Source organism: Flavobacterium beibuense F44-8 (assembly GCF_000769915.1).
In the GTDB taxonomy this organism is placed as follows: Bacteria; Bacteroidota; Bacteroidia; order Flavobacteriales; family Flavobacteriaceae; genus Flavobacterium; species Flavobacterium beibuense.
Genome location: NZ_JRLV01000010.1, coordinates 66,192 through 83,146, shown reverse-complemented (window position 1 = coordinate 83,146; position 16,955 = coordinate 66,192). Strand labels below are relative to the sequence as shown.

Sequence of the window (16,955 nt, the reverse complement as noted above, 5' to 3'; positions counted from 1 at the left end):
GTTAGTTTAGTATTCTGTTCGCCTGAGCAAAACTTTTTGTGTAATACTCTTCACTCATGGAAGAAACAGTAACACCTAAACTAAGTGTTGAATGTATAAACAGGATTTCGCCGTTTTCTACAGATGTAACCAGTCCTACGTGATTAATAGTTTTTTTACGGCGGTTAGTTTTAAAGAAAAGCAGGTCACCTGGTTTCACTTCAGTTATTTTAATTTCTTCGCCAACTTTTGCCTGTTCGTAAGAGCTTCTGGGTAGAGAAATGTCAAAAATTTTAAAGGTTGTGAATACTAGTCCTGAGCAGTCCATACCGTCTTTTGTAGTTCCGCCTGTTCTGTAACGTACACCTTCAAAATCCATGGCATTATTTACAATCTGGATTTGGGTATAATTATCCATGGTGAAGTCAGAAACAAAACCATAATCATTTTCGTCCAGTTCAATTTCTGTTTTAGTAACGGATACAGGTTGTGTAGCCAGTTCGTTTGCCGACTCATTTTTTTTGTTCCTGCGCTTTCTCTTTTTCTTTGATTTTTCTTCAGTCTCACTACTTTGGTTTCCGCTGTTGCCCGATGTAATGTCGAGGCTTCCGGGTACTTCACTGTAAGAATATAATCCTTTCTCCACAGCCTCTTCCTTAGATGTTATAATCTGTCCCGAAGCTTTCCAGGAAAGCGCTAGTAACAGGAAAACAGATATGGATACTAATTTTTTCAAAATCGGTTATTTTGTTATTATTGCAGTTGTGCTATACACAAATATAAAAATAAAAATATGTGTTTTATTTTCCTTCGTTCAAATGCTTAATTATTCGTTGAGCTGTTTTTTGGCTAGCACCTTCACCGCCCAGCTTCTGTTCCAGTAAGTCGTAGTCAGCAAGTACTTTCTTTCGGTGTTTTGGGTCTAATATTTTTTGTAGCTCTTTTTTGATATTCTTACGGTTGCATTCTCCCTGTATAAGCTCCTTGACTACCTCACGATCCATAATAAGATTAACCAGTGAAATGAATTTAAGAGTTATAATACGTTTGGCTATCTGGTAAGATATCCAACTGCCTTTATAACATACTACTTCAGGTACTTTAAATAGGGCCGTTTCCAGTGTAGCGGTGCCCGATGTTACCAAAGCGGCATAGGCTATGCTTAACAGATCGTAAGTTTTGTTACTTATAAAATGAACATTACTGTTTTTAAGGAATTGCTGGTAGAACTCATAATCCTGAGACGGAGCTCCGGCAATTACAAACTGATAGTCGGGGAAATCCTTCACTATGGAAAGCATTTCACTAAGCAGTTTTGAGATTTCCTGCTTACGGCTACCCGGTAAAAGTGCAATAACAGGTTTCTCATCAAGGTTGTGCTCTTTTTTAAAACTTTCGATGTCGGTTGGTTTGCGGTTGTGTATGGCGTCAATTAGTGGGTGTCCTACAAACTCAACGGCAAACTGATGCTTGTTTTCATAAAAATCCTTTTCAAAAGGAAGTATGATATACATATGGTCTACATCTCTCTTAATGGCTTTGATCCTGTTTTCTTTCCAGGCCCATATTTGTGGGGAAATGTAATAATGTGTTTTAATTTCCAGTTCTTTTGCCCATTTGGCTATGCGCATGTTAAAACCGGGATAGTCTATAAAAATAATTACATCAGGATTAAAAGTCAGTATGTCTTCCTTGCAAAATTTAATATTACCTAAAATAGTACGCAGGTTGGCTACAACTTCTGCAAACCCCATAAATGCCAGCTCACGATAATGCTTAACCAGCGTTCCGCCTGCCTGCTGCATAAGGTCACCTCCCCAAAAGCGTATGTTTGCTTCCGGGTCCTGTTTGTGCAGTTCTTTCATAAGGTTGGAACCATGCAGGTCTCCCGATGCTTCACCGGCTATAATGTAATATTTCATGCTTAGTGTTTATAGGTCAAAAGTACTTAATTTAATCAGCCTTCTTTATACAAATACTGTAATTAAAGTTAAAATTGCTGTAGCAATTATTATGCCCCATGCCATCATATCTCTTTTTAATCGTAGCAAGAGGAAAAATATAAGCAGGTTAGGTATTGCGCCAATGGTAATTACTTTACCCATTACGCCCTGCGACTTAATCGCAGTGATAGTATCGTTTAGGTTACTCCCTGTAGTAGATTCCACATATTTCAGGTATAAAAATATACCTAGTGAGGCAATAGCAAAGCCAATAATTATACCTATAGCTGCCTGTATGTATTTACTTGTTTTCATTTAATTTCCACGAGTTTAATTGTTGTATGGCATGGTGTGCAGTTAGGTCAAACTGAACCGGTACTATGGATATGTAGCCTTTTTCTAAAGCCCATTCGTCAGTGTCTTCACCATTGTCGAGATTTACAAATTTTCCGGTTAGCCAGTAATAATCACGCCCCTGAGGGTTTTGTCTTTTGTCAAACTCCTCCATCCACATGGCTTTTGCCTGTCGGCATATTTTGATACCCTTAATTTCGTTTTCCTTTAGTTTAGGGAAATTTACATTAAGAATAACGCCGTCCGGTAATCCGTTTGCAAGTACCTGTAGGGTTATTTTTTTAATAAACGATTTAGCAGGTTCAAAGTCTGCGTTCCAATTGTAATCCAGTAATGAAAAACCTATGGCAGGAATGCCTTCAATACCTGCTTCTACCGCGGCACTTAGTGTTCCTGAATATATTACGTTTATGGATGAATTAGATCCGTGGTTAATACCCGATACACATAAGTCTGGTTTTCGGTCCAGTATTTCGTTTACGGCAAACTTCACACAATCAACCGGGGTGCCAGAGCAGCTGTATTCGCTGTCAACATCCGGATCAATGTTTATTTTGTTGATAGACAGTGTGCTGTTTATTGTTATGGCGTGACCTGTGGCAGATTGTGGGCTGTCGGGTGCCACTACCACAACATCACCTATGGTTTTCATTACCGATATTAATGCCCTTATTCCGGGTGCGGAAATACCGTCATCGTTGGTAACCAGTATTAGCGGTTTTTTCTTCATGCTTTAGTAAAATCAAAATAAGTATTGTACTTTTACGTTAGCTAAAATAAGCATTTTTGCTTTCGTGCCCTTTATTTTTATTGATGTTAACTCATGCCGTTTGAATTTTTGGCACGCTTTTTTATACAGATTATATAATGAAAGCTATTTTGGAATTTATGAAAAGAAACTATAAAATACTGATGTTTGTTGCCGTGCTTGCGGTGGCACTACTTAGTTTTATCCCCGGAAAAAAAGAATCTGACCCAGATAAGGACAAACTTTTACTGGAACTTATAACGTTTGTTATTGAAAAAGGGCATTATGATCCGGCTGCTATTAACGACGATTTCTCTAAAGGAGTATACAAAGACTACATTGAAGGACTTGATCCTTCAAAACGTTTTTTCTTACAATCAGATATTGATGAGTTTGCTAAATATGAAACTCAGATAGATGATATGATCAATACTCAGGATCTTACCTTTTTTGATCTTACGTACACTAAATTGATCCAGCGATTAAAAGAGTCTGAAGATATTTATAAAGATATATTGGATAAACCTTTTGATTACAGTATTGATGAAACTTTTGATGCCGATTATGAGCATAAGCCATATGCTAAATCTAAAGATGAACTAAAGTTACGTTGGGAAAAACAACTTAAGCTATCTGTACTTTCATCTATAACAGATAAGCAAAAAGTGCAGGAGAAAAATCTTGAGACTTACAACAAGAAGTCGGCTGAAGAAAAAGAGAAAGCTGATAAGCCTGAAATGAAATCTTTTGAAGAGCTGGAAAAAGAGGCGCGCGAATCAAGTCGTAAATCATTAGACCAATACTTTGAGTTTATTGACGATCTTACCCGTGATGAGTGGTTTAGTATATATCTTAACTCTATTGTAGAGAGGTTTGATCCGCACACATTCTACTTTGCTCCCGATGATAAGGAGAAGTTTGATACCAGTATGAGAGGTTCTATTGAAGGTATTGGTGCCAGGCTGCAAAAGAAAAGTGATTATGTAGAAATATCTGAACTTATTCCGGGCGGACCTGCGTGGAGAGGGAAAGAGCTTGAGCAGGGTGATCTTATTATGAAAGTAGCTCAGGGTGAAGAAGAGCCTGTTGATATTGCAGGTATGCGCCTTGATGATGTGGTTAAGAAAATTAAAGGTCCTAAAGGAACTGAGGTTCGCTTAACCGTTAAAAAAGTAGACGGTAGTATTGATGTTATTCCTATAGTGAGAGAGGTTGTAGAGATTGAAGAGACCTATGCCAAATCGAGCGTTGTAGAGAAAGACGGAAAAAAATACGGTATCATTAACTTGCCTAAGTTCTACATTGATTTTGAAAATAAAGATAACCGTGATGCTGCTAAAGATGTTAAGCAGGAGGTTATCAGATTAAGAGAATATGGAGTAGACGGTATTGTTATCGATTTAAGAAATAACGGTGGAGGTTCACTTAGAACTGTTGTAGATATGACAGGTTTATTTGTGCCTGAAGGACCTGTTGTTCAGGTAAAATCATCTAACAAGAATAAAGAAGTATTAGAGGATAAAGGAACTAAAGTAGAGTGGGACGGACCGCTTGTAGTTTTAGTGAACAATTTCTCAGCTTCTGCTTCAGAGATTTTTGCAGCAGCAATTCAGGATTATAACCGCGGATTAATACTGGGTAGCAGACATACGTATGGTAAGGGTACAGTACAAAATGTAATAGATCTTAACCAGTTTGTAAGAGGTAACTCAATGGGCGATCTTGGTGCGCTTAAAACCACTACGCAGAAGTTTTACAGAATTAATGGTGGTTCTACCCAAAGAGAAGGTGTTTACAGTGATATTGTAATGCCGGACAGGTATGCTTATCTGCAAATGGGTGAGCGTGATAGTGAAACGGCTATGCCTTGGGATAAAATAGATGCAGCTTCATTTAAGCCGTTTAAAAGTAACTACGATTTAGTTATTGCTAAAAGTAACGACAGGATTTCTAAAAATGACCAGTTTAAACTTATTGACGAAAATGCAAAGTGGATTGATGCTAAAAAAGACGACAATCAGTTTGACCTGAATATTGATAAGTTTAAGGCAGAGCTTAAAAAGACCGAAGATATTACCAAGAAGTTTAAAGCTATCTCTGATTACAAAAACGGACTTGAATTTAAACCGCTTCCATACGAACAGGCGATTTTTGATAAAGACCCTGCCTTTGCAGAGAAAAAGGAAATATGGTATGAGAGCCTGGCTAAAGATGTTTATGTTGAAGAAGCAATAAATGTACTTGGTGACATGCAGGATAAATCGGCTAAAACAGCGGTTACACTTAACAAGAAAGAAAAACCTATTAAAACAAGATAGTTTTAATGAGTAGAAATAATCAATCCCTCACAATCTTAGCGCTCCAAAAGTTTAAAAAGAACTTTTGGGGCGTTTTAAGTTTATCATTCATTTTGATTTTGGTATTTATTGCTGTGTTTGCCTATGTGTTTGCGCCCGATAATACCAAAAATGCTAACTGGGGGGATTTGTCTATTCATTCTAAGTCGCCGGGGTTTAAAGTAGAAATGCTAACGCTTCCTGTGCCGGGTAAAACAGAGGAAACACACCTGTCTGATTATTTTACAGGGAAAGAATTTGTTCAGCCTAAAGTGCCTATACTTGGTTATGAAATAAACAGTGACAGCCTTACTTATACCGAATATGCTAACGACCCTGATTTAGCAGTTACTAAATCAGTTCCGCTTACGGTATTTGGTACAACTGATCCCGAAACTATTAAGACAGACTTTATTAAGGAACAAAAGTTTATACTGGGGACTGATAGTCAGGGAAGGGATTTATTAAGCAGGCTTATTGTTGGCTCACGTGTTTCTATTGCTATTGGTTTCGTAGCCGTATTTATCTCACTTATTGTAGGGATATTTTTTGGTGCCATTGCCGGGTTTTTTGGCGGTAAGGTAGATGCTTTTGTAATGTGGCTGGTAAATATAATCTGGTCTATACCTACGCTACTTTTAGTAATAGCTATCACTTTGGCTTTAGGAAAAGGATTCTGGCAGGTTTTTGTAGCTGTAGGACTCACTATGTGGGTAGAGGTTGCCCGTGTGGTTAGGGGGCAGGTTATGAGTATCAAACAAATGCAGTTTGTAACGGCTGCAAGGGCTTTAGGGTATAACAATATCAGGATAATATTTAATCATATACTGCCTAATAGTATGGCTCCGGTTATAGTGATATCGGCGGCCAATTTTGCCTCGGCAATTCTGGTGGAAAGCGGACTTAGCTTTTTAGGACTGGGAGCACAGCCGCCCGTGCCAAGCTGGGGAGGTATGATTAAGGATCACTACAATTATATTATTTTAGGAAAACCCTATTTGGCATTAGCGCCGGGTATAGCCATGTTATTATTGGTACTTGCCTTTATGATGGTAGGTAATGCCTTAAGGGATGCTCTCGATGTTAAAGCAGAGTAGAATAATAACTACCACTCATTAACCTTATTGGCATCCAGTTTTATAAAAATAAAAAGCAGGGTAGTAAAAGCAAACAGGCTTGATCCTCCATAAGAGAAAAACGGAAGCGGTACCCCGATAGTTGGGAAAAGCTTTATAAGCATCGCTATATTAACGAAAAAGTGTGTAAACAGCAATGCTGCCACACAATAACCATACGTTCGGCTAAAGCGCGATTTTTGCCTTTCTGCGAGATATAGTATGCGTAGTAATAGAGTTACGAATAATACTATTACAACCATTGAACCTGCAAAGCCCCATTCTTCACCTACTGTAGTAAAAATATAATCAGTATGTTGTTCGGGTACAAACTTACCTTTTGTTTGTGTTCCTTCTAAGTATCCTTTACCTGTCCACGAACCCGATCCAATAGCAATCATTGATTGGTTTAGGTTGTAACCCTCTGCCTGAATATTTACATTTTTATCAAAAAGTACATTAATACGATCCTTTTGGTGTTCTTCCAGTACGTTGTTAAAAACATAATCTACCGAGAAGGTAAAACCTATCATTGCTATTAATGTGATAACGTAGATGAATATGTTTCTTTTGTTTTTTCTGTTCAGTACATAGTGGATAATAATTCCGGCAATAATATAAACCACCAGGAACTGTAGTTTTATAAGTAATGCTAGAAGGAATAACAGTATTGCAAAAAAGCCTGTCCATAAATACCACGACGGTAAACCTTCACGGTGCAGTACAAAAGCTAGTGATAAAAATATCATGGCACTACCCGCATCTGGCTGCATCATGATAAGTAGTACCGGCATTGCAAGGATACCAAAGGCTACCATTTGATTGTTGGTCGTCTTTAGGTTTATTTGTACATCACTCAGGTATTTAGAAAGTATAAGCGAAGTGGCTATCTTGGCAAATTCTGAAGGTTGTATGCTAAAGCCTCCAAAGGCATACCAGTTGGTTTGCCCCTTTATGGTTTTACCGGCAACAAAGAGTCCGGCAAGTAGTATGAGTGATAGAATGTAAAATATGAGGGAGTACTTCTCGTAAACTTTAGCATCGAGCATAAGTATCACGCTTATCAAAGGGATACACATCATTATGAAAAGCATTTGCTTACCATAAATCTCACTCAGGTCAAAAATAGAACCCGGGTTTGTTGGTAAGGAAGCAGAGTATATAGTCATCCAGCCCAGTAATACCAATGCGGTATATAGGAAAATTAAAGGCCAGTCAACATTATTAATTACACTCTGATTTCTCATTACTTGTTATTATAATATCCGTTTATAACTTTATCATATTCCTCTTTAAGGCCCTGTGTAAGCATTTTTGTTTCTAAATCCTTACGTGTTATTTCGCCTTTAAGGTATTTTTCTATCATAAGGCTGGCAATAGGTCCTGCCCAACGCGCTCCCCAATATCCGTTTTCAATAAATACGGCAATAGCGATTTTTGGATCATGCCTTGGAGCAAATGCTACGAATACCGAGTGATCCTGTAGTTTTACCCTTTTACCGTTTATTTTGGCATAGTTCTCGGCTGTACCTGTTTTACCACAAATCTCTATGCCTTCAACACGAAGGCTTTTTGCTGTACCTAAATTATACACATCATATAGCCCATCTATAACCGGTTTAAAATGCTCTTTGTTGATAGTGGTTTCATGCTTGGTGGTAAACTTCTCGTCAATTTTACCATCCTGAATGCTTTTGATGATATGAGGAGTGTAATAATAACCCTCGTTAGCAACGGTAGCCATCATGTTTGCCAGCTGGATAGGCGTCATTTTAATCTCACCCTGTCCAATAGCATTTGATATCGTGGTTGTGCTTCTCCAACCGCCATTAGGGTAGTAACGGTTGTAGTAATCACCATCGGGTATTAATCCTCTTCTTCCCGGTGGCAGGTCATACCCTAAAAAGTTACCAAGCCCAAAACTCTTTAAATGGTTGCTCCAGGCATCCATACCGTCTTTAGGTTTGTCGTATTTATCTATAGTCAGTTTGTAAGTGCTGGCAAAGTAAGTGTTACAGGAGTTGTATATACCGTTATGCAGTTTTGACGGACCGCTATCGTGACATTTCATAAAAGCGCCGCGGCCATAAAAGAAACCATGGTGGCAAATAAAGGTAGTATTCTCGTCAATTACCTCTTCCTGTAGTCCTATAAGTCCGGTAAGAATTTTAAACGGAGATCCGGGAGGATACTCGGCTAAAAGTCCGCGGTCAAATAAGGGTACACCTATTGTGTCTCTTGATAATTTGGTGTAGTTCTCTGAACGTTTGCGTCCTACAAGTATAGCAGGGTCGTAAGAGGGAGCGGTAACCAATGCCAGTATTTCGCCGGTTTTTGGTTCGATAGCAACAATACCGCCCCGCTTTTCAAACATTAGTGATTCGCCATATTTTTGTAGTTCGGCATCAAGGGTTAATGTGATGTCTTTTCCTTTTACGGCAATAGTGTCATACATGCCTTCCTTAAAAGGACCTATTTCTCTTCCAAAACGGTCTCTCTGTATGCGTTTTACACCTTTTACACCTCTAAGTACATCCTCATACATTTCTTCAACTCCCTGTCTGCCTATAAGGTCACCGCTCTTGTAATATGGATTTTTTTGAATGATATAATCATTAACCTGCTGGATGTAGCCAAAAACATTGGCTGCTTCGTTTACCTGATAATCTCTTAGTGAACGCTTAACGATATCAAAACCTTTAAAGCGACGTATTTTTTCCTGAAAAGCGGCAAACTCTTTTTTGTTCAGCTGAGCTAAAAAGATAGAGGGTAGCCTTGGGCTGTATACTTTTGCCTTTTCAACTTTTCGTATAAATTCTTCTTTGGTGATACTTAAAAGACTGCATATTTCAAGCGTATCTGTATCCTTCATTTCATTAGGTGTAACCATAATGTCGTATGAAGGTTGGTTAGCTACCAGTAGCTCTCCGTTACGGTCGTATATGTAACCGCGCTCAGGGTATTCGTATTTTATTTTAACGGCATTGTTGTCTGATGCCTCAATGTAGGAGTCGTCAAGTATTTGTAGATAATAAAGTCTGACTGTTATCAGTAGCGCTGCAGCTATAATTATGGCTGGCAGTAAAATCTTTCTCATTGTTTGCCCGGCTTAATTAAATAAATTATGGTAATACTAAGAATCAAGGTGAATGCAGTAGTTGCAACCGTTCTTATCAGGGTGTCTATGATAAGAGAAAACCTTAATAACTCCAAAAGATATAAAATTAAATGGTGTGTTACAACTGAAATCAGAATAAATGAAAAACGTTCGGGCGTAAGGCGGTCATTTATCCGTATAGTTTGATATTCGTAACTGATACCGAATGAGAATCTGAAAAAAGCAGGCCTGAAATAGGCTAAGCAAACACAGGCAGCGGCATGTGGTCCTGATGTGTTTAAAAAGATATCCTGAGTTAGCCCTAAAAAGAAGGCAGTGATAAGTAATAAAGCTTTGTTGCCGTTAACAGGGTATAAAAGGATGTATAATATATACGGAAATGCGGTATAGCCAAACAGTTCCATCTTGTTAAAAACAAGAATTTGTGCTGCCATTAAAAGAACAAATCGTGATATGTTGCCTATAAGTGTACTATTCATCTCCGGTACGGGCTTCCAGGTCTCTTATTTCCTGTAAGTCTTTATTTTCTATAATGTATACATGGTCAAGGTTAGTCATGTCGTTAAACAGTCTAACATTTAGGGTGTAATAATTTGTTTTGGTGTCCCTGAAAATATTTTCAATTTTTCCTATCGGAATGTTTTCCGGGAATATTACCGATCGTCCTCCGGTTACAATAGTGTCACCTTTTTTTACAGATGCCAGTCTTGGTACTTCAGTAAGTAGGGCGTAACCTGCATTTTTTGCATCCCATTTCAGGGTCCCAAAGTAGTTACTGCCTTTAATCTTGGCATCCAGTTTAAACTTTAAGTTTAGTATACTGATTACCGTAGCGTAATTTTTTGATGTATTCTCTATTATACCTACAACACCTAAGCTGCTTACAACGCCCATATCCGGTTTAACGCCGTCGTTAGTACCGCTATTAATCGTAAGGTAGTTTTCTTGATTGTTGTAAGAGTTGGAGATAACTTTAGACTGTATAACGGTAAAATTATCCAGTCCCTGTGGTTTCTGTACAGCAGGAATATTAATAGTGTCCTGACTGTTGTACAGCAATTGTTTTAATGTGGCATTTTCGGTAGCAAGCTTATCATTTTGTTCTTTAAGGCTAAAATACTGCTCTACGTCATTTATTTTTTCGTAGGTATAGCCCGATATAGCGTTAGCCGATGTAACAGCTCTGCTCCTGTGGTAGTAGTGAGACTGAAATACCAGCGATAACGATATGCCTAAAAGCAGCAAAAACAGTAATAAGATACTGTTTTTAAATATAAAATTAAATATTTGCTGCATGAACTATTGCTGTTTATTTGATAAGTATGCTCCTGAATTTCTCGATGTTTTTAAGTGCCATTCCGGTACCGCGTACAACCGCTCTTAAAGGGTCTTCGGCGATGTAAACCGGTAGGTCTGTTTTTTGTGATATACGCTTGTCAAGTCCTCTTAACATCGAACCACCACCTGCAAGGTAAATACCGGTATTGTAAATATCGGCAGCAAGCTCCGGAGGGGTTTGTGATAAGGTTTCCATAACAGCGTCCTCAATACGTTGAATAGACTTATCAAGGGCTTTGGCGATTTCACGGTATGAAACATCAACCTGTTTTGGTTTACCTGTTAAAAGGTCACGACCCTGAACAGACATTTCCTCCGGTGGAGACTCTAAGTCTTCAAGGGCGGCACCAATCTGGATTTTAATTTTTTCGGCAGTTGTCTCACCAACAAAAAGGTTATGCTGGGTTCTCATGTAATAAACAATATCGTTAGTGAAAACGTCACCCGCAATCTTAACCGATTTGTCACATACAATACCACCCAGTGCTATAACAGCAATCTCGGTAGTACCACCACCTATATCTACAATCATGTTACCTTTAGGCTGCATGATGTCCACACCAATACCTATGGCCGCAGCCATAGGTTCGTGGATTAGGTATACTTCTTTACCGTTTACCCTTTCGGCAGATTCTTTTACTGCACGCATCTCCACTTCGGTAATACCCGAAGGGATACAGATAACCATGCGAAGGGCCGGTTGAAACAGTTTCTTTTTTAAAGCCGGAATACTTTTGATAAACATTTTTATCATTTCTTCCGATGCAGCAAAGTCTGCAATAACCCCGTCTTTAAGCGGACGTATGGTTTTGATATTTTCATGGGTTTTACCCTGCATCATATTGGCTTCCTTACCAACGGCTATTATTTTACCGGTAACACGGTTCCGTGCTACTATCGACGGGCTGTCAATAACAACTTTGTCATTATGTATAATCAGGGTGTTTGCGGTACCAAGGTCAATCGCAATATCCTCGGTCATGAAATCAAAAAATCCCATACTTTAATTCCTCAGGGTTTAGTTTATTTAAAATTAGATGCACAAACAAAAATAACAAATTAATGTTTAAAATGACGTGTTCCTGTAAATACCATTGCAACATTGTTTTCATTGCAGTAGTTTATACTTAGTTCGTCTTTAATTGAACCTCCAGGCTGTATTACAGCGGTGATTCCTGCCTGCTTAGCTAGTTCAACGCAATCCGGGAAAGGGAAAAACGCATCACTTGCCATTACAGCTCCGTTAAGGTCAAAGTTAAATGAATTTGCTTTTTCTACAGCCTGTCTTAAAGCATCTACACGAGACGTTTGTCCGGTACCGCTGGCAAACAACTGTTTGTTTTTAGCAAAAACGATGGTATTGGATTTTGTATGCTTACAGATTTTTGAAGCAAACAGCAGGTCTTCCACTTCCTGCTCAGTAGGTGAAGTTACTGTAACGGTATTTAAATGCTCTTTATTGTCTGTAATATTGTCTTTATCCTGAACTAATAATCCGTTTAAGCATGTTCTAACCTGTTTAGCAGGTAGTTCCACTTCGTTTTGAATTAAAATAATTCTGTTTTTCTTTTCCTGAAGCACCTCAAGAGCGTCGTTGTCATAAGCCGGAGCGATAACAACCTCACAGAAAAGCTGGTTTATCTCATCGGCAGCAGCCTTGTCTATTTTTGCATTAGAGATAAGTACACCTCCAAAGGCAGAAGTAGGGTCGCCTGCAAGAGCGTCAAGATAAGCGTCTTTTACATTGCTTCTTGTTGCTAAACCACAAGCATTGTTGTGTTTAAGTATAGCAAACGTAGGGTCGTCGTTTTTAAATTCCTGCATTAGGTTAACGGCAGCATCTACATCAAGAAGGTTGTTGTATGATAATTCCTTACCGTGAAGTTTGCTGAACATTTTGTTAAACTCGCCAAAGAAGAAACCTTTTTGGTGAGGGTTTTCGCCATAACGAAGTACCTGTCCGTTAGCAATACTCTCTTTGTAGTAAGTATCGTCTGTATTAAAGTAATTAAATATAGCAGTATCGTAGTTTGAAGAAACATGGAATGCTTTTGTAGCAAGTAGTCTTCTTTCCTCAATTGTAGTACCGCAGTTGTTTTTAGTAATCATATCTAAAAACAGGCTGTACTCATCTACAGAGGCAACAATAACTGTGTCTTTAAAGTTTTTTGCAGCAGCACGGATAAGTGAAATACCACCAATATCGATTTTCTCTATAATGTCGGCTTCAGGAGCTCCTGATGCTACAGTTTTTTCAAAAGGATACAGGTCAACGATAACCAGGTCAATTTGCGGGATATCGAATTCTTTCATCTGCTGTACGTCCGACTCGTTATCCTGACGGTTAAGAATACCTCCAAATACTTTTGGGTGTAATGTTTTTACTCGTCCTCCAAGTATTGAAGGGTAAGAAGTTACGTCTTCAACAGCTACAACCGGTATGCCTAAATCTTTGATAAAAGATTCTGTTCCTCCGGTAGAATAGATGGTTACTGAATTTTCGTGTAGTTTCCTAACAATAGGTTCTAAGCCGTCTTTATCGAATACTGAGATAAGGGCCGATGAAATGTTTTTTACTGTGCTCATTTTGATGCGTGTTCTAAAGGTGCAAAAGTAGTTATTGTATGGCTAACATTCAAAGAGATATAACATATAATTTTATGTTTTTTTTATTTTAATGTTTTTAGTTTTTAGGATTTTGCGAAAAAAATATTGAATTTTACACAACTCAATAAAAAATGTTATGCTGTTATACCTGCGTTTGCTTAGAGAAAGCCTCGGATTTGCCCTAAATGCACTTAGAAACAATAAGCTGCGTACCTTTTTATCGCTGCTGGGAGTTACTATAGGTATATTTTCTATCATTGCTGTTTGGGCGGCTGTAGATTCTATGGACAGGCAAATAAAAGAGCAGCTTAGCAGTGTGGACAGGAATACCATGTATTTAAAAAGATTTTCTTTTGCGCCCAGTAATGTGCCAAGGTGGAAAAGAGATCAGTTTCCTGATGTTACTTATGCCGAGTATCAGTACCTGAAAGAATCGGTAACAATGGCTGATAAGCTGGCGTACCAGATTTTTACCAATAGGGAAGTAGTGAAATACAACGACAAATCGGTTAGTGATATAAATGTTGTTCCGGTGTCGTATGAGTTTACCGATATACAGAAGCTGGATATATCTAACGGGCGTTTTTATAATGAGGCCGAATCGGTTTCCGGTACGCCGGTTATCGTAATTGGTTATGAAGTGGCCGATGCTTTGTTTGGAGCTGCTGATCCTGTAGGTAGGAAAATAAGAATGTATGGTCAGAAATTTACCGTGATAGGTGTTTTAAACAAACAGGGGCAGGGGAGCTTTGGCGAAAATAATGATACGGCTGTATTTCTTCCGGTTAACTTTTTACGTCGCAAATATGGTGATCATAATGATTTTATGACGCCTATAATTATCATAAAACCAAAGGCTGGTTATACCGGGGAAGAAGTAAAGGCAGAGGTGGCTTATAAGTTAAGAAGTTACAGGGGTATAAAAGCTGGTGAGATTGATAATTTTATGATTGATATCCTTTCGGGGTTTACTGATTTTATTGATGATATTGTGTTTAACCTAAACCTTGGTGGCGGTATAATAGCCTTTTTCTCCATTATTGTTGGCGGATTTGGTATTGCTAATATTATGTTTGTTTCAGTTAAAGAAAGGACTAATCTTATAGGTATTCAAAAAGCGCTTGGTGCAAAAAGGAAATTTATATTGCTTCAGTTTTTGTTTGAAGCTATTATACTTTGCGTAATTGGCGGACTGGTAGGTATGGCGCTCGTATGGGTAATAGCGGCTGTTTTAACCAAGGTGTTTGACTTTGAGTTTGTTTTAAGTGCAGCCAATATTATTTGGGGTGTAGGTATATCGGTAGCTATTGGTCTTGTTTCGGGAATAATGCCTGCGGTTTCGGCGTCAAGGTTAGATCCTGTAGAGGCTATCAGAAGTGGAATGTAATTAAAGTATAAACAAATAAAAAAAGCCCCTGCATTGCAGGGGCTTTTTTTATTTGTTTATTTATCGTACCGGTTGATTTTGAATAAGGTCAAGGTACAGGTTAATCTTGTCTTTAAGCTCTCTACGAGGGGTGATAAAGTCAAGGAAACCGTGTTCTAATACAAACTCTGCAGTTTGGAATCCTTCAGGTAGGTCTTTACCTGTAGTGTCTTTTACTACACGCGGACCTGCAAACCCGATAAGAGCTCCCGGTTCTGAAATGTTTACATCTCCAAGCATCGCGTATGATGCAGTTGTACCACCTGTTGTAGGGTCAGTACATAGAGAGATGTAAGGGATTTTAGCATCTGCAAGCTGAGCAAGTTTAGCCGATGTTTTAGCAAGCTGCATAAGTGAATAAGCAGCCTCCATCATTCTTGCTCCACCAGATTTAGATATCATAAGGAATGGAATCCTGTTTTTGATAGAGTGGTCGATTGCACGTGCAATTTTTTCACCTACCACAGCTCCCATAGATCCGCCGATGAAAGCGAAATCCATACATGCTATAACGATGTCTTTTCCTTTAGATTTTCCTACTCCGGTTCTAACGGCATCTTTAAGTTTTGTTTTTTCCTGCGCGTCTTTTAAACGATCGCCATACTTTTTGGTGTCCACAAACTTAAGAGGATCCTTTGATGTCATATCGGCATCAAGTTCTTCATACTCGTTATTGTCAAACAGTATTTCAAAATATTCCTTACTGCCTATCCTAACGTGGTATCCGTCTTCAGGGCTTACATAAAAGTTTTTTGCCAGTTCTTCGGCATCAACAATTTTACCGGTTGGTGATTTGTACCATAATCCTTTAGGTACATCCTTCTTGTTCTCGGTTGGTGTTTGTATTCCTTTTTCCGTTCTTTTAAACCAAGCCATTTTACAAATATTAGTTAGTTATACGGCCCTAATTATTATAGGGTATTAACGTTGTTCAGGTCTTCAAAAGCTTTTGCAAGCCTTGCGTTAAAGGTAAGTTCTCCTTCACGCATCCATTTTCTTGGATCGTAGTATTTTTTGTTTGGAGAGTCGGCTCCCTCAGGGTTACCTATTTGAGTTTTAAGATATTCAATGTTTTTAGAAACATAATCACGGATACCTTCTGTAAATGCAAACTGAAGGTCAGTGTCAATGTTCATTTTGATTACACCATAAGTAATTGCTTCCCTGATTTCTTCAAGTGTAGAACCTGAACCACCGTGGAAAACAAAATCTACAGGGTTAACACCTGTGTTGTATTTCTCCTGAATGTAATCCTGAGAGTTTTTAAGGATTTTTGGTGTAAGTTTTACGTTGCCCGGTTTGTATACACCGTGTACGTTACCAAAAGCAGCCGCTACAGTGAATCTGTTAGAAACTTTGCTTAGTTCTTCATAAGCATAAGCTACTTCTTCCGGCTGAGTGTATAGTTTAGAGCTGTCTACGTCAGAGTTGTCTACTCCGTCTTCTTCACCTCCTGTAATACCTAATTCGATTTCAAGGGTCATGCCCATTTTACTCATTCTCTCAAGGTATTTTTTAGAAATTTCTATGTTTTCCTCAAGAGGCTCTTCTGATAAGTCAATCATGTGAGAGCTGAAAAGTGGTTTTCCTGTAGCTTTGAAGTGCTCTTCACTAGCATCAAGTAAACCGTCTATCCAAGGTAGTAAGTTTTTAGCACAGTGGTCTGTGTGTAATATAACAGTAGCTCCATAAGCTTCTGCAAGTGTATGTATATGTTTTGCTCCTGCAATAGCACCTAAAATAGCAGATTTCTGACCGTCGTTAGATAATCCTTTACCTGCATTGTAAGACGAACCGCCGTTAGAGAACTGAATGATTACCGGTGCATTTAATTTTGCAGCTGTTTCAAGTACTCCGTTTATTGTGCTTGATCCCGTTACGTTTACTGCCGGTAGAGCAAATCCTTTTTCTTTAGCGTACTGAAAGATCTCCTGAACCTGATCTCCGGTTGCAACCCCGGGTTTAATATTATGAGCCATTTATTTATAGAT

The 16,955-nt window shown here is 38.5% G+C and carries 15 protein-coding genes; 3 read left to right on the top strand and 12 right to left on the bottom strand.

The features are described from left to right. Nucleotide 1 precedes the first annotated feature (1 nt). From Q763_RS17485 to surE, 4 genes are all read right to left on the bottom strand, one after another. The gene (locus tag Q763_RS17485; protein ID WP_052123379.1) at nt 2-715 is read right to left on the bottom strand and encodes a C40 family peptidase; all 714 of its coding nucleotides are present in this window, start codon (nt 713-715) and stop codon (nt 2-4) included. Between the two features lie 64 nt (nt 716-779). Continuing rightward, nucleotides 780-1,901, bottom strand: a complete 1,122-nt coding sequence (gene lpxB / locus Q763_RS10435; RefSeq protein WP_035133978.1) for a lipid-A-disaccharide synthase — start codon at nt 1,899-1,901, stop codon at nt 780-782. 45 nt (nt 1,902-1,946) lie between these two features. Continuing rightward, on the bottom strand, nt 1,947-2,237 hold the full coding sequence (locus Q763_RS10430; RefSeq protein ID WP_035133976.1) for a hypothetical protein: 291 nt from the start codon (nt 2,235-2,237) through the stop codon (nt 1,947-1,949). Then, the gene (gene surE, locus Q763_RS10425) at nt 2,224-3,006 is read right to left on the bottom strand and encodes a 5'/3'-nucleotidase SurE (RefSeq protein WP_035133975.1); all 783 of its coding nucleotides are present in this window, start codon (nt 3,004-3,006) and stop codon (nt 2,224-2,226) included. Before surE ends, Q763_RS10430 begins: the two co-directional genes overlap by 14 nt. Nucleotides 3,007-3,143: 137 nt before the next feature. Between surE and Q763_RS10420 the strand changes: the two genes are divergently transcribed. Next, on the top strand, nt 3,144-5,342 hold the full coding sequence (locus Q763_RS10420) for a carboxy terminal-processing peptidase (RefSeq protein WP_035133973.1): 2,199 nt from the start codon (nt 3,144-3,146) through the stop codon (nt 5,340-5,342). 5 nt (nt 5,343-5,347) lie between these two features. Next, a complete protein-coding gene (locus Q763_RS10415) occupies nt 5,348-6,457 on the top strand; it encodes an ABC transporter permease (protein WP_035133971.1) in 1,110 nt (369 codons plus the stop codon). An 8-nt stretch (nt 6,458-6,465) separates the two neighbouring features. Here the strand turns inward: Q763_RS10415 and rodA are convergent, their stop codons facing one another. Genes rodA through purH form a run of 6 tightly spaced genes read right to left on the bottom strand, consistent with a single transcriptional unit; the run spans nt 6,466 to nt 13,517 of the window. After that, the gene (gene rodA, locus Q763_RS10410; RefSeq protein WP_035133970.1) at nt 6,466-7,722 is read right to left on the bottom strand and encodes a rod shape-determining protein RodA; all 1,257 of its coding nucleotides are present in this window, start codon (nt 7,720-7,722) and stop codon (nt 6,466-6,468) included. After that, nucleotides 7,722-9,572 (bottom strand): penicillin-binding protein 2, encoded by a 1,851-nt coding sequence (mrdA, locus tag Q763_RS10405; protein ID WP_035133968.1) that lies wholly within the window; start codon nt 9,570-9,572, stop codon nt 7,722-7,724. The genes rodA and mrdA overlap by 1 nt, the downstream gene beginning before the upstream one ends. Beyond that, nucleotides 9,569-10,072, bottom strand: coding sequence for a rod shape-determining protein MreD (locus Q763_RS10400; protein WP_035133966.1), 504 nt, complete (start codon nt 10,070-10,072; stop codon nt 9,569-9,571). The genes mrdA and Q763_RS10400 overlap by 4 nt, the downstream gene beginning before the upstream one ends. Next, nucleotides 10,065-10,889: a rod shape-determining protein MreC gene (gene mreC, locus Q763_RS10395; RefSeq protein WP_035133964.1), complete on the bottom strand. Its 825-nt coding sequence runs from the start codon at nt 10,887-10,889 to the stop codon at nt 10,065-10,067. Before mreC ends, Q763_RS10400 begins: the two co-directional genes overlap by 8 nt. A gap of 13 nt (nt 10,890-10,902) precedes the next feature. After that, nucleotides 10,903-11,931 carry a rod shape-determining protein gene (locus Q763_RS10390; protein WP_035133962.1) on the bottom strand — a complete coding sequence of 343 codons (1,029 nt, stop codon included), beginning with the start codon at nt 11,929-11,931 and terminating at the stop codon, nt 10,903-10,905. Between the two features lie 59 nt (nt 11,932-11,990). Then, entirely contained in the window at nt 11,991-13,517 is a 1,527-nt protein-coding gene (purH, locus tag Q763_RS10385; RefSeq protein WP_035133959.1) for a bifunctional phosphoribosylaminoimidazolecarboxamide formyltransferase/IMP cyclohydrolase, read from the bottom strand. 157 nt (nt 13,518-13,674) lie between these two features. Between purH and Q763_RS10380 the strand changes: the two genes are divergently transcribed. Beyond that, nucleotides 13,675-14,925 carry an ABC transporter permease gene (locus Q763_RS10380; protein WP_035133954.1) on the top strand — a complete coding sequence of 417 codons (1,251 nt, stop codon included), beginning with the start codon at nt 13,675-13,677 and terminating at the stop codon, nt 14,923-14,925. A gap of 60 nt (nt 14,926-14,985) precedes the next feature. Here the strand turns inward: Q763_RS10380 and accD are convergent, their stop codons facing one another. Beyond that, nucleotides 14,986-15,840, bottom strand: coding sequence for an acetyl-CoA carboxylase, carboxyltransferase subunit beta (gene accD, locus Q763_RS10375; protein ID WP_035133952.1), 855 nt, complete (start codon nt 15,838-15,840; stop codon nt 14,986-14,988). A gap of 35 nt (nt 15,841-15,875) precedes the next feature. After that, nucleotides 15,876-16,943, bottom strand: a complete 1,068-nt coding sequence (fbaA, locus tag Q763_RS10370; RefSeq protein ID WP_035133950.1) for a class II fructose-bisphosphate aldolase — start codon at nt 16,941-16,943, stop codon at nt 15,876-15,878. Nucleotides 16,944-16,955: the final 12 nt, after the last annotated feature.